The organism is Lacticaseibacillus kribbianus (genome assembly GCF_020180945.1).
In the GTDB taxonomy this organism is placed as follows: domain Bacteria; phylum Bacillota; class Bacilli; order Lactobacillales; family Lactobacillaceae; genus Lacticaseibacillus; species Lacticaseibacillus kribbianus.
The window spans coordinates 120,288-143,186 of the sequence record NZ_JAIPUL010000001.1 but is presented as its reverse complement, the minus strand read 5'-3'; the positions used below and the strand labels follow the sequence as shown (position 1 = coordinate 143,186).

The 22,899-nt window shown below is 64.2% G+C and carries 18 protein-coding genes; 3 read left to right on the top strand and 15 right to left on the bottom strand.

Features of this window, described 5'->3' with window-relative positions; all coding sequences use genetic code 11:
- Positions 1-15: 15 nt before the first annotated feature.
- Both LE416_RS00725 and LE416_RS00720 read right to left on the bottom strand, forming a co-directional pair.
- Positions 16-930: a carbohydrate ABC transporter permease gene (locus tag LE416_RS00725; RefSeq protein WP_225046590.1), complete on the bottom strand. Its 915-nt coding sequence runs from the start codon at positions 928-930 to the stop codon at positions 16-18.
- A gap of 19 nt (positions 931-949) precedes the next feature.
- Positions 950-1,915: an ABC transporter permease gene (locus LE416_RS00720; protein ID WP_225046589.1), complete on the bottom strand. Its 966-nt coding sequence runs from the start codon at positions 1,913-1,915 to the stop codon at positions 950-952.
- A gap of 51 nt (positions 1,916-1,966) precedes the next feature.
- Here LE416_RS00720 and LE416_RS00715 point away from each other — a divergent pair, with 51 nt between their 5' ends.
- Complete coding sequence (locus LE416_RS00715) at positions 1,967-2,623, top strand: YesL family protein (protein ID WP_225046588.1); 657 nt, start codon at positions 1,967-1,969, stop codon at positions 2,621-2,623.
- 83 nt (positions 2,624-2,706) lie between these two features.
- On the opposite strand, the gene LE416_RS00710 is transcribed toward LE416_RS00715, so the two are convergent.
- The 3 genes from LE416_RS00710 to LE416_RS00700 all read right to left on the bottom strand — a co-directional run bounded on the left by LE416_RS00710 (position 2,707) and on the right by LE416_RS00700 (position 8,050).
- Positions 2,707-5,367 carry a glycoside hydrolase family 3 N-terminal domain-containing protein gene (locus tag LE416_RS00710; protein ID WP_225046587.1) on the bottom strand — a complete coding sequence of 887 codons (2,661 nt, stop codon included), beginning with the start codon at positions 5,365-5,367 and terminating at the stop codon, positions 2,707-2,709.
- Positions 5,364-6,884 carry a glycoside hydrolase family 43 protein gene (locus tag LE416_RS00705; protein ID WP_225046586.1) on the bottom strand — a complete coding sequence of 507 codons (1,521 nt, stop codon included), beginning with the start codon at positions 6,882-6,884 and terminating at the stop codon, positions 5,364-5,366. The genes LE416_RS00710 and LE416_RS00705 overlap by 4 nt, the downstream gene beginning before the upstream one ends.
- A 287-nt stretch (positions 6,885-7,171) precedes the next feature.
- Complete coding sequence (locus LE416_RS00700; protein WP_225046585.1) at positions 7,172-8,050, bottom strand: helix-turn-helix transcriptional regulator; 879 nt, start codon at positions 8,048-8,050, stop codon at positions 7,172-7,174.
- Positions 8,051-8,178: 128 nt separating this feature from the next.
- Between LE416_RS00700 and LE416_RS00695 the strand changes: the two genes are divergently transcribed.
- Positions 8,179-10,173 (top strand): glycoside hydrolase family 31 protein, encoded by a 1,995-nt coding sequence (locus LE416_RS00695; RefSeq protein ID WP_225046584.1) that lies wholly within the window; start codon positions 8,179-8,181, stop codon positions 10,171-10,173.
- Positions 10,174-10,306: 133 nt separating this feature from the next.
- Positions 10,307-11,452, top strand: coding sequence for a GGDEF domain-containing protein (locus LE416_RS00690; protein ID WP_225046583.1), 1,146 nt, complete (start codon positions 10,307-10,309; stop codon positions 11,450-11,452).
- Positions 11,453-11,543: 91 nt separating this feature from the next.
- Here LE416_RS00690 and LE416_RS00685 read toward each other — a convergent pair whose 3' ends face one another.
- The 10 genes from LE416_RS00685 to LE416_RS00640 all read right to left on the bottom strand — a co-directional run bounded on the left by LE416_RS00685 (position 11,544) and on the right by LE416_RS00640 (position 22,558).
- Complete coding sequence (locus tag LE416_RS00685) at positions 11,544-12,512, bottom strand: ribose-phosphate diphosphokinase (protein ID WP_225046582.1); 969 nt, start codon at positions 12,510-12,512, stop codon at positions 11,544-11,546.
- Between the two features lie 405 nt (positions 12,513-12,917).
- Positions 12,918-14,309, bottom strand: coding sequence for a bifunctional UDP-N-acetylglucosamine diphosphorylase/glucosamine-1-phosphate N-acetyltransferase GlmU (gene glmU / locus LE416_RS00680; RefSeq protein ID WP_225046581.1), 1,392 nt, complete (start codon positions 14,307-14,309; stop codon positions 12,918-12,920).
- Between the two features lie 255 nt (positions 14,310-14,564).
- Positions 14,565-15,425: a pur operon repressor gene (gene purR / locus LE416_RS00675; RefSeq protein WP_225046580.1), complete on the bottom strand. Its 861-nt coding sequence runs from the start codon at positions 15,423-15,425 to the stop codon at positions 14,565-14,567.
- Positions 15,426-15,669: 244 nt separating this feature from the next.
- On the bottom strand, positions 15,670-16,545 hold the full coding sequence (locus LE416_RS00670; RefSeq protein ID WP_225046579.1) for a cation diffusion facilitator family transporter: 876 nt from the start codon (positions 16,543-16,545) through the stop codon (positions 15,670-15,672).
- 240 nt (positions 16,546-16,785) lie between these two features.
- Positions 16,786-17,985 (bottom strand): DNA/RNA helicase domain-containing protein, encoded by a 1,200-nt coding sequence (locus tag LE416_RS00665; RefSeq protein ID WP_225046578.1) that lies wholly within the window; start codon positions 17,983-17,985, stop codon positions 16,786-16,788.
- A gap of 101 nt (positions 17,986-18,086) precedes the next feature.
- Complete coding sequence (ispE, locus tag LE416_RS00660; protein WP_225046577.1) at positions 18,087-18,935, bottom strand: 4-(cytidine 5'-diphospho)-2-C-methyl-D-erythritol kinase; 849 nt, start codon at positions 18,933-18,935, stop codon at positions 18,087-18,089.
- A gap of 111 nt (positions 18,936-19,046) precedes the next feature.
- Positions 19,047-20,096, bottom strand: a complete 1,050-nt coding sequence (locus LE416_RS00655; protein ID WP_420844366.1) for a Gfo/Idh/MocA family oxidoreductase — start codon at positions 20,094-20,096, stop codon at positions 19,047-19,049.
- 19 nt (positions 20,097-20,115) lie between these two features.
- Positions 20,116-21,096: a sugar phosphate isomerase/epimerase family protein gene (locus LE416_RS00650; protein ID WP_225046576.1), complete on the bottom strand. Its 981-nt coding sequence runs from the start codon at positions 21,094-21,096 to the stop codon at positions 20,116-20,118.
- Positions 21,093-21,845: a sugar phosphate isomerase/epimerase family protein gene (locus LE416_RS00645; RefSeq protein WP_225046575.1), complete on the bottom strand. Its 753-nt coding sequence runs from the start codon at positions 21,843-21,845 to the stop codon at positions 21,093-21,095. The genes LE416_RS00650 and LE416_RS00645 overlap by 4 nt, the downstream gene beginning before the upstream one ends.
- A complete protein-coding gene (locus tag LE416_RS00640; protein WP_225046574.1) occupies positions 21,842-22,558 on the bottom strand; it encodes a ThuA domain-containing protein in 717 nt (238 codons plus the stop codon). Before LE416_RS00640 ends, LE416_RS00645 begins: the two co-directional genes overlap by 4 nt.
- Positions 22,559-22,899 lie beyond the last annotated feature (341 nt).

Sequence of the window (22,899 nt, the reverse complement as noted above, 5' to 3'; positions counted from 1 at the left end):
GTGCAAATGATGCAATCAGCCTTTAACGGCGCCAAGCATGATGCCTTTAGTGAAGTAACGCTGGAACATTGGGTAAATGAACATGATCGGAAGGACGACGACGATCGAGACGGTCATGCGAATCGAGGTCGGCGTCTGCGCCGTGGCAACCGCGGCGACGGAATTCAGGCCACCGCCCGAGTTCTTGACCATGGCGGCCAGCGAGCTGGCCTGGTTGATGTACTGGTACAGCAGGTACTGCAGCGAGTAGAGCTTCTGGTCGGTGATGTAGATCAGGGTGTCTTGGAAGGAGTTCCACTGCCCGACGGCGGAGAAAATCGCGACGGTCGCCAGAATCGGCGTGCAGCTTGGCAGGATGATCTGCCAGAACACCTGCCAGGTCGAGGCGCCGTCAAGCTCGGCGGCCTCCTCGAGGGAGCGCGGCAGGCTTTCGATGTAGGTCTTGACCAAGATGATGTTGAACGGGGCAACGATGCCAGGCAGCACGTAGACCCAGAAGCTGTTGGTCAGGCCCAGGTTCTTCATGGTGATGAACATCGGGATCAGCCCGGCGTTGAAGTACATGGTGATGATGACGAAGCGGTACCAGAACTTGCGCTTCCACATCTTCTCGCGGGTGAACATGAAGCCCATGAACGCCGAGGCGAAGACGGTCAGTGCGGTCCCGATGACGGTACGGCCGACGGAGACCAGGGCGGCGAGGCCCAGGCCGTCGAGCTTGAAGACCTGCACGTAGTTTTCGAACTGGATGTGCTTAGGCAGCCAGTTGATGGCGCCGTTGGCCGACAGGTCGTTGGCCGAGATGGTGTTGATGATCAGGTAGTAGAACGGGTAGATGCACAACAGCGTGAACACGATGAAAAACAGGATGTTGAAGACGCGGAAAACGCGCTCGCCGTTGGTGACTTCGTTTTTTTCGATGTTACTCATGACTTAGCTCCTTTCCCGGCTAGATGATGGACTCGCCGCGCGTCTTTTGCGAGACCTTGTTGACGATGAACAGCAAGGCCACGGACACCAGACTCTTCAGCATCGAGATCGCCGTCGCGTACGACAGACTGTTTTGGCCCATCCCGACGTTGTAAACGTACAGGTCAAGCACCTGGATGTGGGTCTGGTTGAACGCGTTTTGGAAGACGAAGTACTGATCCATCCCGTTGTTCAGGAAGTTGGAGACGGCCAGCATCAGCATGACGAAGTAGGTCGGCATCAGGGCCGGCACCGTGATGTAGCGGATCAGCTGCAGGCGGTTGGCGCCATCGACACGCCCGGCCTCGTAAAGCTCCGGGTCAATGCCGGTGATCGCGGCCAGGTAGATGATCGAGCCCCACCCAAGGCCTTTCCACGTGCTCCACAGCAGCATCTTCAGCCAGGTGTGAGAGTCGGAATCCAAGAACTTCAGCGGTTCGGTGATCAGGTGCAGGTTTTGCAGCAGGTCGTTGACCATGCCGCCGGACGAGAACATCGCGAAGGCGATGGAGTAAACCAGCACCCAGGAGATGAAGTTCGGCAGCGTGGTCAGCGTCTGGATGACGTTCTTGAAGTGCTTGCTGCGAATCTCGTTGAGCCCGATGGCAAACAGCACCGGGAAGAACGAGGTCACGATGTTCAGCAGGCTCATCGCGAAGGTGTTCAGCAGCACCTGCAGGATCTGGTGCATCTGCGTCGAGTTCTGAACCATCATCTTGAACCACTGCAGCCCCACGAACTCGCTTTGCGACAGTGGGATTGGCGGCTCATAGTCGAAAAAGGCGTATACCCAGCCGAAAAGCGGTAGGTATGAGAATAAAACCACGAGGATTAGGAACGGGGCCAGAAGCAGCCACATCTGCTTGCCGCGCTTGGCAGCGGCCTTCTTGCGCTGCTTCTGGCGCTCCTTGTCTGAAATCGGTTGATCCGCGGTGATGTTTTGCATGATGATCCCCCTCGAAATAAATAGACTTGCCAGGTACGAAATTAGTAGGCTATGATGAACAGCGTTATCACAATTTTGAGAAACCAGGTGATCGAGTTGAAGTTCAATCCGAACAGTTCGTTCTTCCGCTTCATGGGTACGCTGGCCAGCTTCGCGGTGCTCAACTGGGTGTTTCTGCTGACGTGCCTGCCGATCGTCACGATCGGAGCCGCCCTCACTGCCATGCAAGCGACGCAGCAGCGTTACCTGCGAATCGAGTCCACCAAGCTGACCCGCACTTACTGGCACCACTTCACGAAGAATTTCAAGCAGGCAACCGGCACGTGGCTGATCCTCTTGGCGCTCGCCGCGGTGTTCGGGTTCAACATCGCCTTTTGGCGCGGCAACCCCAACTTCTGGGCCACGCCGGTGCTCGTCGTGATGATCGTGGCCGCCGTCGTCTTGGGACTGATTGCCGAGCTCGTGTTGCCACTGCTCGGCCTGTTCCAAAACACCGTGCGCCAGACCTTCAAGAACGCCGCCTTGATGATCATCCCGAATTTCTTCCGGGTGCTGCTGCTGGTCGCCATTGATGGCGCCGCATTCATCATTTTTTACCTGACTAATATTGGTCGCGCCATGTCTCTGATTTTCGGCTTCGCCTTCTGGCAGTACATCAAGGCCTTCGCGTACCGGCGGATCTTGGCCAAATACACCGACGAAATCTGAAAAAAAGCTGGAAGCGCTTCAACATCCTGTATTATAGAACGCTTTCGTTTATTTGTAAATATAATTTACTAACCAATTTGGATTTATTTGTCCGGTGTCGTGTTCAGGCGCACCAGCGTTACCGGGACATCGGTTGTCAGCGTCAGCGACTGGTCTAACCCCCCGGCCAGCCGCAGGTCAACGGCCTGCAGCCCCGCTTCACCGTTCAGCGCCACCTCTGCCGTCTCGCCCTGCGAGGCGGCTTTTAGTTTGCCCGCGGTCTCGGCGTACAGCCAGACCTGAAGCGTGCCGGACACCGCGACGTGGTCGTAGGTCACGCTGCCACCCGCCGCCAGCGCCACGACCTCGTAGTGATCAGCCACGGTGGTCAACGTCGCCGACGCGCTTTGGTCGAAGGCCTTGGCCGCAAGCGGCTGCGCCAGGTCGTACGGGTCAATCGCCTGACCGAGGCTCGGCAGCGCCAGCACTGCGGCGCGGTCCTGGGCGTTGAAGCCGACGCTCAGTGTGTAGTCACCGACCGGGAAAATCGGCCGGCGGCGCTTGGCGTCGTACCAGGCGAAGTCGGCGAGGTCGGCGGACAGCGTCAGCTGGGCGGTCGCGCCGGCCTCAACGGTCAGCTTCTGGAACGCGACCAGCTGGTGGCGATCCAGGCGGCCTTCCAGGTGCTCCCCGTTCAGGTAGGCCTGGACGGTGTCGGTGACGGCGTGGTCCTCATGGTTGCAGACGTCGACGCTGATGGTCACCGCGGTTCCCGCCCGGTGAACGGCGGCCGACAGCAGCCGCAGCTTGCCGTACGTCAGGCCGTAGCCGAACGGGTAGCTGACCGTCTTCGGGTCGGCGTACTGGTAGGTCAGCCGGCGCTTTTCGATGTCGTACTCGCGCATGCTGCCGGCGGGCCAGTCGGCGTTGTACCACGTCTGCGCAAGCTTGCCGGTCGGTGCCACGGCACCGGTCAACACGTCCGCAAGGGCTGCGCCGAGCGACTGCCCGGCGTACCCGACGGTCAAGAGCGCGTCGGTTCGCAGCTTGGAGACGTCGAACGGGTATCCGGCGATCAAAACGGCGACGGTCTTGGTGCCAGTGTCGTGCACCGCGTCGATCAGCGCCTCAAGCGCTTGCGGCAGCGCGATGTCCGGCCGGTCCTCGGTTTCCCGCGCGATCAAAAGCGGGTGGTTGCCGCCGGCCACGATGGCCTTGGTGTGCCCCGGCAGCGCCGCGAGCACGCGGGCCTCCCCGGCGTCCACCACGGTGACGCGGCCGATGCGCTGGCCGAGGCCGCCGGCGTGCAGCGAGTTGCGGTCGCTGGCGGCGAAGTCGTGGGCGACGGCGAACAGCTCGCCGTCCGGCCGCAGCACGAAGGCCTCGCGGATCACCCAGTCGTAGACCTCGGTCTGGTTGAGGATCAGCTGGCCGTCCTCGGTCAGGCGCAGGTAGCGGTGGCTTGCGCGGTCGCGCAGGAAGACCTGGCCCTCCTGCAGGCGCTCGATCTCGTAGGTCAGCCCGGCCAGTCCGGCGTCGGCGGCGACGTCGGCATCCAGCGTCAGCGTCGCGTAGTCGTTGCTGTTGACCACGTCCACCCGCTCACCCAGGGCGTCTTGCAGCCCCGCGGCCAGCGTCTGGGTGTTTTGCGGCAGCGTCGCGTACCAGTCGCGCACGAAGCGGTCGGCGGCCGGCCCGGTCAAAAGCACGCGGTCCTCCGCCGTCAGCGGCAGCGTGCGGTCGCGGTTTGCCAAAAGCACCGTCCCGCCGGTCGTGACCGCCTGGGCCACGGCGTCGCTGGCCGCGGTGCCGATGGTGGCCGCCTGGTACTCGGCGAAGGGCTCGACGTCCTCCAGCTGCCCCAGCCGCGCGCGCACGGTCAGGGTGTTGGTCACGGCCGTCGTGATGTCCTGCACGCTGATCTGGCCGGCGGCAAGCGCCGCCCGCGCGGCCGCCTCCACCTTGTCCGCGTCGTCGACGAAGCAGTCGATGCCCTTTTTCAGCGCGTCGGCCACGGCGTCGGAGAAGTGGTCGTAGTAGTGGTAGTCCTCGACGTTCAGCGTCAGCGCGCCGCCGTCGGTCACGATGCAGCCGTCCATCCCCCAGGCGCCCTTGACCGTCGCCTTGAGTTCCGGCGACTGCATCATCGGCACGCCGTTGACGCCGTTGTAGCCGGTCATCATCGACTGGGCGTGGTGCTCCTTGAAGGCGAACTTGAACGGGCGCAGGTAGTACTCGTGCTTCATGTGCGGGGTCAGCGAGTTGGACTCGCTGCCGCGCTTGGCCTCGGTGTTGTTGGCCATGAAGTGCTTCGGCGCCGCGGCGACCAGCAGAAAGTCGCCGTCGCCCTGCATGCCGTCGATGTAACCCCCGGCCACACTGCCGGCCAGGCGCGGATCCTCACCGTACGCCTCCTCGTTGCGGCCCCACCGCGGGTCGCGCTCCATATCGATTGTCGGCGCCCAAGGCATCAGGCGCCCGGAACGGCCGGTGGTGTTGTACAAGGCGCGCGCCTCGGTGCCGACCACATGGCCGGCGCGCTTGGCGAGCTCGGGGTCCCAGGTCTGCGCCAGCGTCAGCGGAATCGGAAAGCTGGTCAGGTGGTAGCGCTCGCGGTCCACGATGCCGTGGGCCGCCTCGCCGCCGATGTTGAAGGCGGCGAGGTGCAGCCGCGCCACCGGCTTTTGGTGCGTCGACAACAGGCCGATTTTCTCATCCAGTGTCAGTTGTGCAACCAGCTCGGTGGCCTTGTCCCGTGCGTTCATTCGACGTCTTCCTCCTTCGGGTACTCAATCGCAAAGTCCGAGAACTTGATCCAGTCGGCGTCCGGTTCATCGGTCTGCTCCGTGAACAGGCCGAGCATCACGCCGGTGAAGTTGCCGGCGTTTTCGCTGGACAGGTAGTGCGCGTCCGCCTCACCGAGGTCAAAGCGCTCGCCGTCAGCCTCCGCGTAAAAATGGTACTGGTAGTTCGTGGTCTCAAGGATCAACGTGACCGGCCCGGCCGGCAGCACGTGCACGTGGTCGGTCGTCGTCGCGGGGCCGACGCGCAGGCGCCGGGCGACCTTGACCTGGTCTTCGACCCGCTCCACGATCGCGTCGTAGTGCAGGTCCTCTGTCATGTAGGCGGCAAGCCCCGCCGCGTTGGCGGTGACGTCGACGGTCACGCGGACGGTCGAGAAGAATGCCCGCTGGCGCATGAACAGCGCGGTCGGGCTGACCTCACGCTCCTCGAGGCCGTACTGGTTGGGACGCAGGGCCAAGACGTCCTGGTCGAAGCAGTAGCGCGCCGAGTCCGGCTCGCGCAGCGTCACCCACTCGCGGCCGATCGCCGTGTTGTGGAAGGACAGCGGCAGCAGGCGCGGCTTTTGCACCACGTTTTCCAGGCCCGGTGCCGACATCACCGCGCGGGTGGTGCCGTGGTCGCCGGCGGTGAACCAGCCGTCCGCCCCGAACTGCACCGGCGTCAGGTAGGTCTCGCGGCCCAGGGTGTGGTGCTGGATCCAGCGGTCCAGCTGACGGAACGCTAGGTGGATCAGGAACCAGTGGCCGTGGCCGTCGTCGACCAGGTCGGCGTGGCCGGTGCCCTGAATCTGGTAGCCGCCGAGGTTGCGGTTGGTCAAAACGGGGTTGCCCGCGTAGTTTGTGAACGGCCCGAACGGGTTGTCCCCGCGCGCGTACACCATCATGTGGCCGTACTCGGTGCCGCCTTCGCTGGCAAGCAGGTAGTAGGACCCGTCGACCTTGTACAGGTGCGGGCCTTCTAGGTAGCGGCCGCCGGCGCCGGTCCAGATCACCTTGGACGGCGTGAGCTTCTTGCCGGTTGCGATGTCGATCTCGCACTGCGTGATGCCGTGGTTGCCTTCATCGTCGTCGCCGTTGCTCATGAAGTAGGCGTGCCCGTCCTCGAAGTAAAGCGACGGGTCGATGCCGCCCTGCTCCACGGCGATCGGGTCGGACCACTCGCCGTGAATGTCGTCGGTGTAGACGTAGAAGTTGCCGCCGAAGCTGACGTTGGTGGTGACCATGTAGAAGCGCCCGTCGTTGTAGCGCAGCGTCGGCGCGTAGATGCCGCCGCCGGTGCCGGCACCCTTGAGCGGCAGCTGGCTCGGCCGCGTCAGCACGTGGCCGATCTGGGTCCAGTTCACCAGGTCGTGGCTTTCAAACAGCGGCACGCCCGGGAAATAGTTGAAGGAGCTGTTCACCAGGTAGTAGGTGTCCCCGACGCGAATGGCGCTGGGGTCCGGGTAAAAGCCCGGCACAACAGGATTACGGTATGTCATCATGGCCTCCTAGGGGTTCGTTCGTATAGCTTACAAACAAGATTCAGATTCATCATAGCGTATTTTTGCGCAAAAGCAAGCGGATTCATGGCGCCGCCTGCGCACGAAAAACCGCGCTTCTGATAAAGAAGCGCGGCGCCCAAAAAAGTCTGTGAAGGCCACGGCAGCTCCCGGTCTGGAAAAAGCGGGCCCCCGATGCGCCAACCCGACACGAGCGGCGGCAGCGCCGGTGGCCGTGCCAGCCAAGCGTTACACCGCGGCGACGGCCCCGCACCTCAGCCCGGTGCCTACCCTTGCTGCGCCGCGCGGTACGCGCGCGGGGTCTGGTGGCAGCGCCTCAAGAAGAGCTTGTTGAAGTACGAGATGTTGTTGAAGCCGACCTGCCCCGCGATCTCGCCGATCGGCGTCGCGGTGGTCGCCAAAAGCCGCTGGGCCTGGTCGATGCGCTGGTCGTTGAGGTAGTCGGTGACCGTCGCCTTGGTCGCGGCCTTGAAAATCCGGCACAGGTGGCTCTTGCTCAGGTTGAAGCTATCCGCCAGCCCGGTCAACGTCAGCGGCTCGGCGTAGTGCGTGCGGATGGTCGCCATCACCGCCTTGGCCAGGTCGACGTGCGCCGACCCCTCCGCCGCGGCCGGCACCGGGCCTTGCCGCGCGTCCCACAGCGCCGCCCACACTAGGTACAGCTGGGCCTTGACCTGCAGCTCGTAGCCCGGCCGCGCCGCGGTGCCGGCCGCGCGAATCGCGTCCAGTCCCCGCCGCAGTGCGCGGTACTGGGCGTCCGCCGCGGTGAAGCGCACCGGCAGCGCCACCGCGCGCTCGAACACCGGGTCCAGGTAGCGCTGCTGCAGGGTGTCCGGCGACGCGGAGCGGACGAACACCGGGTCGAACACGACGGCGTAAAAGGCGAACGGTGGGCCGACCGGCGCCGTGATCGCGTGCAGCTGATCGGGCAAAAGCAGGGCGATGTCGCCCAACCCAAGCGTCACCGTCGTCCCGTCGACGTGCAGCGCGGCTTGACCCTGCGTCACCACCAGCAGCTCACACTCCGGGTGCCAGTGGGCCGGCACGCGCTCGGTCCTGAGGGCATCGCTTTCAAATTCGTGTACCCGCAGCGGGAACAGCGTCGTCCCGTGGGGTTCCAGCTCGCGCAGCGTCTTCTTTGGCATGGCGGCCTCCTTGTCAATATCGTGTTAGAATCGGTCAATTTAGGTCAAGTCATGGCGCCTAATTCACCGTATATTAGCATTATAAGCGATTGCACCGAATCATCAACGTGTTAATACGGAGGCTTACTATGGAATATCGTAACGATAACGGCGCCTTGGTCATCGGGCACCAGAACGAAACCCTGCGCCTGGAGGCCTGGGGTCAGGATTCCCTGCGCATCCGCGTCACCGAGTACCCGGACTTCACCGCCAACGACTGGGCGCTGAGCGAGCCGGTGGCTAACGCCGACCGCCAGGCGGACATCACCGTCAACGACGACGGCACCGCCGCGATCGAAAACGGTCGCCTGCGCGCCACGGTCAACGCGGCCGGCGTCCTGAGCTTTTTCAGGGACGGCAAGCTGATCCTGCGCGAGTACTACCGCTCGTACTTCGGCACCGAAAGCGACGAGTCGCGCTGCCTGAAGATCATCGCCCGCGACTGGAAGCCGATCGTCGGCGGCGACTACGGGTTGACCCTGCGCTTTGACGCCAACGACGGCGAGAAGATCTTCGGCATGGGCCAGTACCAGCAGAAGTACCTCGACCTCAAGGGCTGCACGCTTGAGCTCGCCCAGCGCAACTCCCAGGTCACCGTGCCCTTCGCCGTGTCGAGCCTCGGCTACGGCTTCCTGTGGAACCACCCGGGCGTCGGCGCCGTCACCTTCGGCAAAAACATGACCGAGTGGCACGCAGCGGCGACCAAGCAGCTGGACTACTGGCTGACCGTCGCCGACGACCCGGCCCACATCGTGGAAAACTACACCGCCGTGACCGGCCGCGCGCCGGCCGTGCCGGACAAACTGCTCGGGCTGTGGCAGTCCAAGCTGCGCTACCGCACCCAAGACGAGGTGCTGGAAGTTGCCCGCAAGTACAAGAAGCTGGGCATTCCGCTGGACATCATCGTCATCGACTTCTTCCACTGGACGCGCCAGGGCGACTGGCACTTCGACCGCGACTACTGGCCGGATCCCAAGGCGATGTGCGACGAGCTGCACGCGATGGGCACCAAGGTCGTCGTCTCCGTCTGGCCATCCGTTGACCGCAAGTCCGAGAACTTCGGCGAGATGTACGACAAGGGCTACCTGATCCGCACCGAGCGCGGCTCGATTCAGACCTACGACTTCCAGGGCGACTGCCTGGAGATCGACTGCACCAACCCGGCGGCGCGCAAGTTCATCTGGGAAAAGTGCAAGCAAAACTACTACGATTTTGGCATCGACTGCTTCTGGCTGGACAATGCCGAGCCGGATTACGCGGTCTACGACTACGACAACTACCGCTACTACCTCGGCCCGGCACTTGAGGTCACCAACATCTACCCGCAGCTGTACGTGCGGGCCTTCGAGGACGGCATCGAGGCTGAGCACCCGGGCGAGCCGCGCCTGCACCTGGTGCGCTCCGGCTGGGCCGGCAGCCAAAAGTACTCGACGTTGATCTGGTCCGGCGACGTGCCGAGCACCTTCGCCGCGCTTGAAGACCAGGTCGCGGCCGGCCTGAACATGGGCCTGGCCGGCATTCCGTGGTGGACCACCGACATCGGCGGCTTCATGACCGACGACGTCAACGACCCGGGCTTCAAGGAGCTGCTGCTGCGTTGGTTCGAGTTCGCCGTCTACACCCCGTTCGTGCGGATGCACGGCGACCGCGGCCCGCACGACATCCCGGCCCTGTCCGACTCGGATCACGGCGGCGGCAGCCTATACACGGGCCACGCCAACGAGCTGTGGAGCTACGGCGAGGACGCCTTTGCGATCATGAAGGACCAGCTCAAGATTCGCGACGGCCTCAAGCCTTACGTCGCCGACCTGTTCAAGCAGGCCAGTGCCACCGGCGCGCCGCTTCTGCGCACCATGTTCTACGAGTTCCCGGACGACGCCAAGGCCTGGGAGCTGCAGGACCAGTACATGTTCGGTGACCGCTACCTGGTCGCCCCGATCCTGCACGCCGGTGAGCGCAGCCGCGACGTCTACCTGCCGGCCGGCCAGTGGCAAAACGTCGACGACGGTCAGACCTACGAAGGCGGCCAGACCGTCACCGCGGCCGCCCCGCTCGAGCGGATCCCGGTGTTCAAGCGCCTGTAAGATTAGACTGACCAAACCCTGCGCGCGTGCGCAGGGTTTTTGTTTCGATTGTAAAGCCCCCTGTTGCGCGCGCGGGCAAACAAGTAGAATGAAGTTGGACACCGCGGCACCGCGCCGCGGGGGAAAGGGGCACATGATGAGCCACACCGCATGGGGCAACCTGAGCTTTGGTTTTGCCACCATCACCAACCTGGTGGTGCTGTTCGGGACGCTGTCGTTTCTCTACTGGATCTGGACGCACCAAAGCCCGCTGGTCGCCCGGCACCACGACCTAATCGAGCTCGCGCTGGCCGCCGGCTACACCGGCTACGTGCTGGTGCTGGCCGCGCTCAACACGCACTTCGCCACCCCGCTGCTGGGGCTGCACTGGACCGCCCTGAACCTGCTGGTGGTCGCCATTTTCATCTTCGACCTGCTGATCTCAAGCCCCTGGCAGTTCGCCATCGGGGCGCTTGAGACGCTGGGCTACGCGGCGCTGGTCGGGGCCCGACCGACGCCCTTGGTCGCCCTGACCCTCACCACCCTGATCGGCGTCCAGGCCGCCGCGAGCTTCGTCGGCTTTCGCTTCTGGCAAAACCGGCTGGCAATGCTCGCCCTGCTGTCTTTGAGCGGCGGGGCTGCGCTGCTTTTGGCCTGGCACCTCGGCGGGGAGGCGGCCGATTTCAGCGCCCTGCTGCGCCAACTGCTGGCCTTCGCGGTGCTTGCGGCCGGCGGCTACGAGTACTTCCGCATGCTGCTGATCAACCAGCTGCAGGTCGAATCGCGAATCGAGCTCGACGAGCTGACCGGGCTGAAAAACTTCCGCACCTTCGATCAGGACCTGCACCGCCGCTACGACGCGGCCCGCCAAAAAGGTCCCCGCCTGACGCTTTTGGAGCTCGACATCGACTGGTTCAAGCGCGTGAACGACACGCACGGCCACCTGATCGGCAACACCGTGCTGCAGGGCGTCGGCCGCACCACCCAGGACTTCGCGCAGGCTCTGCCCCAGACCGCGAACGCGTACCGGCTGGGCGGCGAGGAGTTCTGCGTTGCCGTCTCCGATCTTCCGGCGGACGCGGTGGCGACCGTGGCCAAGGCGCTCAAGGCGCGGCTCGACGCGCTGGTGTTCAACGCTTCGGGCCTCCCCTTCAGCATCACGGTTTCCATCGGCACGGCCACCGGCTCCGCTGCCGACCTCCACTACCTGGACGTTTACAAGCGCGCCGACCGCTTCTTGTACGAGGCCAAGCGCGCCGGGCGCGACCGGCTGAACATCGGCGGGCGGATCGTTGACTGAGCCCTGCCCCGCACCGAATCGGTGCGGGGCATTTTCTTTGCCTGAAACGCAAAAAGCCCTGCACGCGATGTGCAGGGCTTTTGGTGGTCTTCTACTTGGTGAAGCGGTTTTCGAACAGCGGGGAGACCGGCTTGTTCTCCTGGATGCGGGTGATGGCACGACCCATCAGTGGGCCGACGGAGACGATGACCAGCTTGTCCATCTTTTTTTCTTCCGGCAGGTTGATCGAGTCGGTCACGACGACCTGCGAGATCACGGAGTTCTCGAGGCGTTCCACGGCCGGGCCGGAGAAAATCGCGTGGGTGGCGGCGACCAGTACCTCGGTGGCCCCGGCGTCCTTGAGCGCCTGGGCGGCCAGGGTGATGGTGCCGGCGGTGTCGATCATGTCGTCGATGATGATGCAGCGCTTGCCGAAGACCTTACCGACGATGTTCATCACCTCGGCCACGTTCGGACGCGGACGGCGCTTGTCAATGATGGCAATCGGGGCCTTGAGGAACTCGGCGAGCTTGCGGGCGCGGGTCACGCCGCCGTGGTCTGGCGAAACCACCACGGTGTCGGCGTTGGCGTAGCCGTTGCGGATGAAGTAATCGGCCAAAAGCGGCGCACCCATCAGGTGGTCGACCGGAATGTCGAAGAAGCCCTGAATCTGAGCGGCGTGCAGGTCAAGCGCGAGGACGCGGTCGGCGCCGGCGCGCTCGAGCATGTTGGCGACGAGCTTTGCGGTGATCGGTTCGCGCGAGCGCGCCTTGCGATCCTGACGGGCGTACCCGTAGTAAGGCATGACCACGCTGATGGTGTGGGCGGACGCCCGGCGCAGCGCGTCGATCATGATTAGAAGCTCCATCAGGTTGTCGTTGACCGGGGCTGAGGTGGACTGGATCAGGTAGATATCGTCCCCACGGATACTTTCTTCGATGTTGATCTGAATTTCGCCGTCGCTAAACCGGTTCACAGATGACTTCCCGAGTTCGACGCCAACTTCGGCCGCGATTTTCTCGGCCAGCGGTTTGTTCGAGTTCAAGGCAAAAATCTTCAACTTTGGGTCAGAGTAAGACATGGTTTCCTCCATGATGTGTTTGAATGAGTGCCATCTAACGCCGCACCGAATCCCCCCGTGCGGCCGTAACCGCCTGGATTTCCGGGCATTGCTCCCTTGATTATAACAGAGATTACGCGTTTTGCGGGCTTTTCCCGCAAGCTGCCGCAAATTCGCCCGCTGTGCCATTGGCGCGCGCCAAACTGTGCCGCCACCGGTGCCGCGGCAGCCGCGGGATGACGCGGTCTCGGTACCGAGCACCGGTGTTTTCAGAAAATATTCTGGCCGGCGAATCAGCCGATGTGTGCGACAATTCTTGGTCATCGTCTGGCGAAGCAGCGCGTTGCGCTGCTTCGCCCTAGTATCGTCGGGCGGGGCTTCGCCTTGGGTGCACAAAAAGACCGCGGTTGCCCGCGGCCCATTCTGCTACTTATTCCACTCCGGATCGTCGGCCAGGGCCGTGCGAGTCCAGAAGTCTTCCTTGTTCACCTGGCGGGCGCGCGCGATGCCCATCGCGTGGAACGGCACGTCGTCGGTGATGGTCGAGCCGGCGGCCACGAAGCTGTGGTCGGCCAGGGCAACCGGAGCGATGATGTTCGAATTGCTGCCGATGAAGCTGTGGTCCCCGACGCTGGTGTGCCACTTCTTGACGCCGTCGTAGTTGACGAACACGACGCCGCAACCGACGTTGATGTCGGACCCAAGCGTGGCATCGCCGACGTAGGTCAGGTGGCCGACCTTGGTGCGAGGGCCAATCACGGCCTTTTTCACTTCGACAAAATTGCCGAGGTGCGCGCCTTCGCCGATGTCGGACTGCGGGCGCAGGTGGGAGTTCGGGCCGATGTCCGAGCCCTTGTGCATGATCGACTGCTCGATGGTCGAGCTGGTGACGGTGACGCCGTCCTCGAGGGTCGAATCGACAATCTTGGAGTGGGCGCCGATCACGCAGTCCTCACCGATCACGGTGTGGCCGAGCAGCTGCACACCGGGCTCGACGGTGGTGTCGGCCCCGATCATAACGCCGGCGTCGATGTAGGTGGTCGCCGGATCGATCAGCTTCACGCCGTTTTGCATGTGGCGGCGGTTGATGCGCGCCTGCATCACGCGGGTCGCCTCGGCCAGCGCGACGCGGTCGTTGACGCCGATGGACTCGCTGAAGTCGGTCATCTTGTAGGCCGCAATGACCGCGCCCTCGTGCTTGAGGATCTCGATCACGTCGGTCAGGTAGTACTCGCCCTGCGCGTTGTCGTTTTTCATCTCGTGCAAGGCGGCGAAGAGGCGCTTGTTATCGAAGCAGAAAACGCCGGTGTTGATCTCGGTCACCTGCGCCTCCTCATGCGTCGCGTCCTTTTGCTCGACGATGCGCTGCACGGTGCCCAGCTCGTTGCGAATGATGCGGCCGTAGCCGGTCGGGTCCGGCGCCTGCGCCGTCAGAATGGTCGCCGCGGCGCCCTTGTCCTGGTGGTACGCGAAGAGCTTCTCGAAGGTCTCGGCGGTCAAAAGCGGCGTGTCGCCGGAGACAATCAGCGTCACCCCGTCCTTGCCGCCGAGGATCGGCTCCGCCTGAAGCGCCGCGTGGCCGGTGCCCAGCTGCTTTTCCTGCAGCGCGTACTGGCTGCGGTTGCCCAGGCTCTCGCGCACCGCGTCGGCGTCGTGGCCGATCACGGTGACGACCTCCGTCGGGTGCATCTTTTCGACCTGCGTCAGCACGTGGTCCACCATGGTCTTGCCGCACAGCGTCTGCAGCACCTTGTGCACCTTCGACTTCATCCGCGTGCCCTTGCCCGCGGCCAGAATGATCGTGTATTTTCCTGCCATAATCTGCTCCTTCATTTTTGCTTACCAGACCACTATAAGCCGGAACAGGTGAACTTGCAATTCACCGTACCATTATCTTAATTATAAATAAAAAGGTGCGGGAACCGCACCTTTTCGGCTTGTCAATTGGGCTATACCTATCGTCGCGGCCTATTGTTTGTCGCGGCAAGTCGATGCGTTCGCTAAGCCCGCGCTGCTCCGCCTTTATCGTCGGGCTCCGCACCGCAACGCGGGCGCGATTAGCTACGCCCTGGGTTATACCGACAGGTGCTTGGCCAGCTCGGCGAACTGGGCCGCGTTGTGGTCCAGATAGTTGCCGGCCACCGCGTGCAGTGTGTTGGCCTTGGTGTCGACCTCGTCGACGCGGATCAGGCTGGTGTAGTCGGTCACCATGCGATCGCCCGAGAAGTTGCCCTCGGCGAAAACGGAGATGCCGACCAAGTTGGCGTCGAATTCGGCGATCAGGCTGCGCATCCCGTTGACGGTGCCGCCGCCCTTCATGAAGTCGTCGACGATCAGGACGCGGGAGCCCGCCGGCAGGCTGCGCTTGCTCAGCTCCATTTTCTCGATCCGCGCGGAGCTGGCCGACACGTAGTTCACACTGACGGTCGAGCCCTCGGTGATCTTGGAGTCGCGGCGCACGATCACGAACGGCACGTTCAGGTACTGGCTGACGCTTTGCGCAATCGGAATGCCCTTGGTCGCGACGGTCATCACGGCGTCGACGTGCGCGTCCAGGTACTGGGTCGCAATCAGGCGGCCGATCTGGCGCAGGACGTCCGGCGTGCCGAGCAGGTCGGACAGGTAGACGTAGCCGCCCGGCAGCAGGCGATCGGTCTCGCACAGCCTGGTTGCCATGTCCTGAATGAAGGCCGTCGCCTCGCTTTGCCCGATGGTCGGGATGAACCGCACCCCGCCGGCCGCGCCGGGCACCGTCTCAAGGATGCCGGTTTCGCGCTGGGCGAAGGTGTGCCGAACAATCGCCAGGTCCTCGGAGATCGAGGACTTGGCCGAGTCGTAGCGTTTCGAGAAAAAGGTCAGCGGCACCAGCGTGTGGGGCCGCTCCATCAGGTAGCGTGTCATGTCGATCAGGCGGTTACTGCGCCGAACTTTCATAGTGTTATCTCCCAACTCCGAATATTTGGATTATCGTGCCGTGTATTGCACCAATCTTGAACATTATACGGGATTGTTCCGGGAATTTCGAGATATTTCGCTCAATTTTTCGCAATTGTTCGCAACTGACCGGAAAAAGCCGATTTTTCAGGGGTGACTCGTTCCGGTTTCGCCGCCAACCGGACAGATGCTGTCCGGTTGGCAGACAAAGAAAAAAGCCGTCGCCGGCTTTTTCACAAATGCGCTAGTAAGGATTGTCCGTCGCCTGCAGCGGCTGGTAGTCGCCGTACTCGACCTGGATGGTGACGTGCGCGATGTCGAAGGTGTCGCGCAGCTTGCGCCCGAGCTGCTCCAGAAACTGGTCGTTGTTGCAGTCCGTCTTGCGCGTCACGTGCACGGTCAGCGCGACATCTGTGGTGCTCAGCGCCCAGATGTGCAGGTCGTGGCAGCCCACCACCGTCGGAAAATCGGTGATCAGCTGCCGGACCTTCGCCAGGTCGATGGCCTTGGGCACTGCCGCCATCGCCAGGTTCACCGCGTCCTTGAGCAGCCCCCACGTGCTGACCAGCACCACCAGCGCGACCAGGATCGACACCAGCGGATCAAGCCAGGTCCAGCCGGTCAGCAGGTACAGCCCACCGGCGACGACCACGCCTAGGGACACCCCGGCATCGGCCGCCATGTGCAGGAAGGCGCCGCGGATGTTCAGGTCGTGCGACTGCCCGGCGTGAAACATCAGCGCGGTCACCCCGTTGACCAGGATGCCGACGCCGGCGACCGCCATGACGGTGCCGCCTTGAATCGGTTCGGCGTGGGCGAAGCGGCCGGCCGCCTCGACGATGATGGCGCCCATCGCGACCAGCAGGAACACCGCGTTGATCAGGGCCGCCAGAATCGAGGAGCTCTTGTAGCCATAGGTGCGCTTGAGCGTCGGCTGACGGCAGGACAGCCAGTCGGCGAACCACGCGATGCCAAGCCCCAGGACGTCGCTCAGGTTGTGCATCGCGTCGGCCACCAGCGCGATCGATCCGACCGCGACCCCGAAGGCCACCTCCGCCACGATGTACGCGGCGTTGAGCACGATGCCCCACCGAAACGCCTGACTTGGTTGATGCTTCATTGCGACTCCTCCTCTGCCGGTGTATGGCGCTGTCCTGCCGGCCTCCCCAGGCCAGCACGGCCGGAAAGGTTCCGGTGTCACCGCGCACTGTATTCACCGCCTTGTATTCACCCCCCCATTGTGCCGGGCGTCACAAGGAAAGTCAACCGCCGCTAGGGCCGCGCCCGGCTCGGCGAGCCCGCGGCCGTTCACCCGTCGCTCGGTGAGTGACGGCCCGGCCGGCAACCGGCCGATTTCCTGTCACCGCCCGCGCGCGGCGCGGTCCAGCGCCAACAGCCGCGCCTCGAGCGCCGGGTCGGTGGCGAACAGGCCGAGCCCCAATCGGCCGCGCTTCATCAGGATGTTCGCGACGTTGCGCACAATTGCCCGCTTGGCCGCGGCGTCGTCCGGCAGGTCGGCCCGGCGGCGAAAGGCCGTCTGGTCCTCGAAGCGCGCCGGGTCGACCGTCACGCGGTCGGCGGTGGCGTCGTAGCCGAAGCTCGGCCCAAGGATCACGCCGGCGTAGTTGAGGTCAAAGCCCTGAATGGTGTACACCGACCCGACCTCGTGCAGCGTCTCCGGCCGGCTGGCCCACGGCCGGTCGGTGAAGTTGATGTGGTCCCAGGGCAGCTGCAGCGTGCCGGCCTGCACGAACCAGTCCTTGGTGCCGAAGACGCGGAAGGAAAAATCGGTGGTGGCCAGCATCCGCGACAGCCCCACCCGCCGGTCCTGCGCCGCAATCCAGTCGGCCAGCGGCTGCCCGTCTTCAAACACCCGCACCCCCTGCCTCGGCAGCGGTCTCAGTTGGCCCTGATTGAACGCGTTGATCCAGGCGCTGACCCCAGGGGTCTGGACCCGCAGCTGACCGCGCAGCCGGCGGCGCACCACCGCGTGGCCGGCCAGCGCCTGCGCTAGGGTCGTTGGCGTCCAGCGCGACTTGAGCTTGACCACCTGGGCGAAGTCCACCACCAGCACCACCACGGCGGCCACGCGCAACAGTGCCGCCACCTGGTTGTGGCCGCGGAAGTTGTTGAAGGGGTCGGGCTGACTCAACAGCAGCTGCGCCTCGTCGACGAACACGACGTCCGCCCGCTCGCCCTTTTTGGCCAGGCGGTTCAGCAGCGGCGTGGGCTTCTCGAAGTCGGCCTTGCGCAGCAGCGGGTCCTTGGCGGCGAGCTCCCAGTAGACCTTGAGCATCTCGTTGTGGTTGACCACCAGCTTGTTGCGCATCCCGAACCACGGGTCGCCGGCGGTGCGCGCCCGGTGCTGCAGGGCGGCAAAAACGGCGGCCAGCACCGCGCTTTTACCCGACCCCGCATCCCCTTCCAGCACAAACACCGCGGCCTGCGGGTCGTGTCGGTGGGCGGCGACGAAGTCCAGCAGCGCCGCCTCGATGCCGCGCTGGGCCGGCGTCAGGCTCGCCGCTGTCGGCAGCTGAAAGGTCGATTCACTGAGATCCATGCCACTGCTCCCTTCCGCCGGACCGAGCCGGCCGTCGCAATCCCCCTAGGCGCCCCAGGCGGCAAAAAAACCGCCGCACCAGTTCGGCGCGGCGGGTCGACTCACCCCAGCGGGCGCACCAGGTACACCTCGTGGCAAAAGCCCTTCATGCTGTTGTACACGCGCGCGGCACGGCTTTGCTGCTCGCACAGCGCGAACACCGTGGGGCCGGAGCCCGACATCTGGGCCACCGTCGCCCCGTACTTCAGGAAGCGGTGCTTGAGCTCGGTGATCTCCGGGTGGCGGCTGGCCGTCACCTGCTCGAGGCTGTTGCACATCCCGCTGGCCATCTGCGCGAAGTCGCGCCGCGCGATGCCCTCGATCACCATGCCGGTGTCCGGGCGCGGCAGCGGCTGCGAGTAGTCGATCGCGTTCAGGATGCTCGGCGTCGACACCGACACCCGCGGCTTGGCCAGCACCACCCAGCAATTGGGCATGGGCCCAAGCGGCTGCACCACCTCGCCGCGCCCGCGCACCAGGGCGGTCTGCGAGTAGACGCAAAACGGCACGTCGGAGTCGACGGTCAGGCCGATGGCGGCCAGCTTGTCCTTGCTGTAGCCGAGCCCCCAGAGGTCGTTGAGGCCCCTAAGCACCGCGGCCGCGTCGGAGGAGCCGCCGCCCAGGCCCGCGGCGACGGGGATGTGTTTTTCGATGTGAATGCGCGCGCCGGCCGTCACCCCGGCCGCCCTGGCCAGCGCCTTGGCCGCCTGGTAGGCCAAGTTGCGCGGGTCCTCGGGCAAAAAGCCGCTGTCCGTGGTCACCTGAATCGTTGCTGCCGGCTGGATGTGGACGTAATCGGCCAGGTCCACCGCAGTCATGACCATTCGCCACTCGTGTTCGCCGTCTTGGTGGCGGTACAGCGCGTCTAAGCTGAGGTTGATCTTGGCGGGCGCCTTTTGGACGAGTTCCATAACTACCACCAGTCTCTTTTTTCTTTACATTATACGGGTTTCGGCACCAAATTACACGCCCCGCCGGACGCAAAAAACGCCCACCGCAAAGCGGCAGGCGAATGTCTCCAGCTATTCGAACGGCAGGGTCTGGTGGGTCTCGGCGGCCTTGAAGATTACCGTGATCAGCCGCAGCACGCGCAGCACCTCATCGTTTTGGACGATGCGGGTGGCCTTACCGTTGAGCACCTCTGCGACGTTCTCGTAGAAGCTTGGCTCAAGCGGCACGCCGGCCGGCAGCGGTTCGCGGCGAATCGCGGCCTCGGTCGGCGGCGCCATGGTCTTGGTCAGCCCGACGCCGGCCTGAATCGGGGTCGGGGCAGTGGTGTCGACGCCGGTGGCGACGACCACCTCACCGCTCAGGTCCCAGTCGGTGATCTGTGCCGTGCCCGACGCGCCCTTGACGTACCAGCGCGGCAGCTTGATGAAGTTGGTCGTGCCGACCTCGACCACCGCCGTGATGCCTGAGGCCCAGGTCAAGGTCGCGGTGAAGCCATCGTCGCAGTCGTTGCCCAGCACCTGGCTGGTCTCGGCCTGCACGCGCACGATCGGCCCGTCCAGCAGGTAAAGCAGCTGGTCCAGCAGGTGGACGCCCCAGTCGAGGATCATGCCGCCGCCGTACTGCTTGTAGTGGCGCCAGTCGCCCGGAATGCCGTTGGCGCCGTGGACGCGCGACTCGATGCGAAAGACCTCGCCGGCCTGCTGCTGCTCAACCAGCGCCGTGACGATGCGAAAATCGGGGTCCCACCGCCGGTTCTGGTGGACGAAGAACTCACGCCCCGCCTGCTTGGCGACGGCCAGCACGTCCTCCAGCTCCTGCGGCGACATCATCGCCGGCTTCTCGCTCAGCACGTTCTTACCGGCCTCGAGTGCCTGAATGGCCAGCGGCTTGTGGCGGTCGTTGGGGGTTGCGACCAGCACCAAGTCGATGTCCGGGTCGGCCAAAAGCGCCTCGTAGCTGTCGTAGGCGATGAAGCCGTCTTCTGCGATGGCCTTTTGGCGCGCGGGGTCGATGTCATAGGCGCCCTTGAGTTCAACGTTAGGTTCAACGGAGATCAGGTTGCGCGCGTGGTGCGAGCCCATGCCGCCGTAACCGACGATCCCCATGATGATTTTTTTCACGAGACTTCTCCTTTTTGACTTAAATCGTGTCGCCGGTCCACCAGGTCGCGCCCGGGGTCTCCTCAATCAGGCAGGACTTGAGGTTGGCCACGGCGCGGTGCAAGCCCTCGTCGACAGACATCAGCGGGTCCTCGTGTTCGATGGACACGACGTAATCGTAGCCGTACAGGCGCAAAGCCGAGATCATGTCGCGCCAGTCCTTGAGCCCGTGCCCGTAGCCGACCGTGCGGAAGGTCCACGCGCGGGTCTTCATGTCCTCGTACGGCTGCATGTCGGTCAGGCCGTGCATGTTGATGTTGTCCTGGTCGAGGTACGTGTCCTTGGCGTGAAAATGGTGCAGGGCGCCGGCGCCGCCGAGGATCTTGATGGCGGCGACGGGGTCGATGCCCTGCCACCACATGTGACTCGGGTCGAGGTTGCAGCCGATGGCCGGCCCCGCCGCGTCGCGCAGCTTCAGCATCGTGTACGGCGTGTGGCAGAGGAACCCGCCGTGCAGCTCGATACCGATCTTGACGCCGGCCGCGGTCGCCACGTCGTTGATCCCCTTCCAGTAAGGGATCAGGCGCTTCTCCCATTGGAACTCGTAGGCGTCGCGGTACTCCGTCGGCCAGGCGATGGTCGGCCAGTTGACCGCCGTGTCGGTGGCGTTGCCGCCGGAGACGCCGGAGAACTCGTTGACCACCGGCACGTGCATCAGCTCGGCCAGCCGGATCGTTTTGCGCAGGGTCTCGTCGGCCTGCTGGGCGACCGCCGGCAGCGGCGAGATCGGGTTGTTGTGACAGCTCAAAGCCGAGATGGTCAGACCGTGCGCCGCAACCTTAGCCAGGTACTCGTGGCGCGCGTCGGCGCTGGCCAGCAGGGCGTCTGGGTCCAGGTGCGCGGTGCCGGGGTTGCCGCCGGCGCCGATTTCGATGGCCTGCAGCCCGAGGCTTTGGGCCTTGTCCAGCATCTCGTCGAAGGACAGGGCGTTAAAAACGGGCGTGAAAACACCTAACTTCATCGTTCAACCTCCTTGATCAGTTGGTTCAGGTACGCCGCATTCTTGGCCGCGGCCGCCATCGGCTCGTCTTGGGCGAAGGCCTCCTGCTCGACCACCAGCCAGGTGATGCCGTGCGCTTTGGCGAATTCGGTGTACTGGCGCAGCGGCAAGACGCCGGTGCCCAGCTCCACGCTTTGGCGCTCGCCGCCAAGCTCGGCTAGGTCCTTCATATGCAGCATTGCCACGCGGTCCTGGTGGGCCTCAAGCCATGCGGTGACGTCCATGCCGGCGTAGGCTAGCCAGTAGACGTCGACCTCGAACTTGATGTGCGACGTCTTCTGGTACATCCGGTCCAGCAGGTCGACGCCCGGGAAGGTCATGAACTCGTGGCCGTGGTTGTGGTAGATCAGCTCGTAGCCCAGACCGTGCGCCTTTTGGCCGATCGCCTCAAGCTTGGCGAACGCCTCATCCCACTCCGCCAGGGTGTCGAAGGCCATCCACGGCACGATCAGGTTGCGGTTGCCCAGCGGCCGCTCGTAGGCGATCACGGCCTCGAGGTGATCAACCAACGAGTCGTAGCCCAGGTGCGAGCCGGCGATTGCCATCCCCGCGTCCTTCACCGTCGCGCGCAGGGCCTCGGCCGGCTGGTCGAAGTAGCCGGCGAATTCGACGCCTTGGTAGCCCATCTTGCCGACCTGCTCGAGCGTCGGGATCGGCGCCTGCTGCATGGCGGCGCCGATACTGTAAAGCTGGAGTGCGGATTTCATCATGACAGGTCCTCCAGTGGCTGGTAGTTGTCGAACACGCGCGGCCGCGGGTCATCCGGTGCACACCAGCGCACCGCGTTTTGAATCACGCGCTGCACGTCCGGCAGGTAGTAGCTGCGGTAAGTCTCGTGGCCCGGCTGGAAGTAGAAAATTTTGCCGTTGCCGCGGTGGAAGGTCATGCCGCTGCGGAAGACCTCGCCGCCCGGGAACCAGGAGATGAAGATCAGGTCGTCAGGCGTCGGCACGTCGAACTGCTCGCCGTACATCTCCTCTTGCGGCAGCTCGATGTGGTCGGGGATGCCGGCCGCAATCGGGTGGCTCGGCTTGACGTTCCAGATGCGCGCGTGGTGGCCGTCCTCGCGCCACTTCAGGTTGCAGGTGGTGCCCATCAGCTTCTTGAAAATCTTGGAGAAGTGGCCCGAGTGGAGCACGATCAGGCCCATGCCAGCCATCACGCGGTCGTACACGCGCTCAACCGTGGCGTCCTGCACGTCGCCGTGGGCCATGTGTCCCCACCACAGCAGCACGTCGGTGTCGTCGAGCACGCTTTGCGGCAGGCCGTTGTCCGGCTCGTCCAGCGTCGCGGTGCGCACTTGCACATCCGGCGCCGCCAGGAAGCTGGCCAGCTGCTTGTGAATGCCCTCGGGGTAGACGGCTTGCACCGCCGGCTCCGACTTCTCATGCCGAAATTCGTTCCAGATTGTGACTTTGATCAATGTCTTTTTCCTCCTGTTCAATCAACGTTTGGGCCAGGGCCGGGCTCCGGATCGGGCAGGCTATTGCTTACGGCTCCGGGGCGAGGCGGCGGAACGCGTGCGGCTCCCGCAAGCCCAAAGTGCGGTCTTGCGACCCGCCGTTGCTGTAAGCGGGCCAAGACCGCCCGCTAACAGCAATTTCACGCTGGCTCGCCCCGTTCCTCCGCCTGCAGCAGCGGCCTGTCCGAGCCTCCGCCCTACACCGTGACGTAAATGCTTCCTAGCCGCTAAGTGCGCGCCTCTTCGCCCTGGGTATCGTCGGGCTACGAGGCGCTACGCGGGAGCGGCTAGCTACGCCGTGT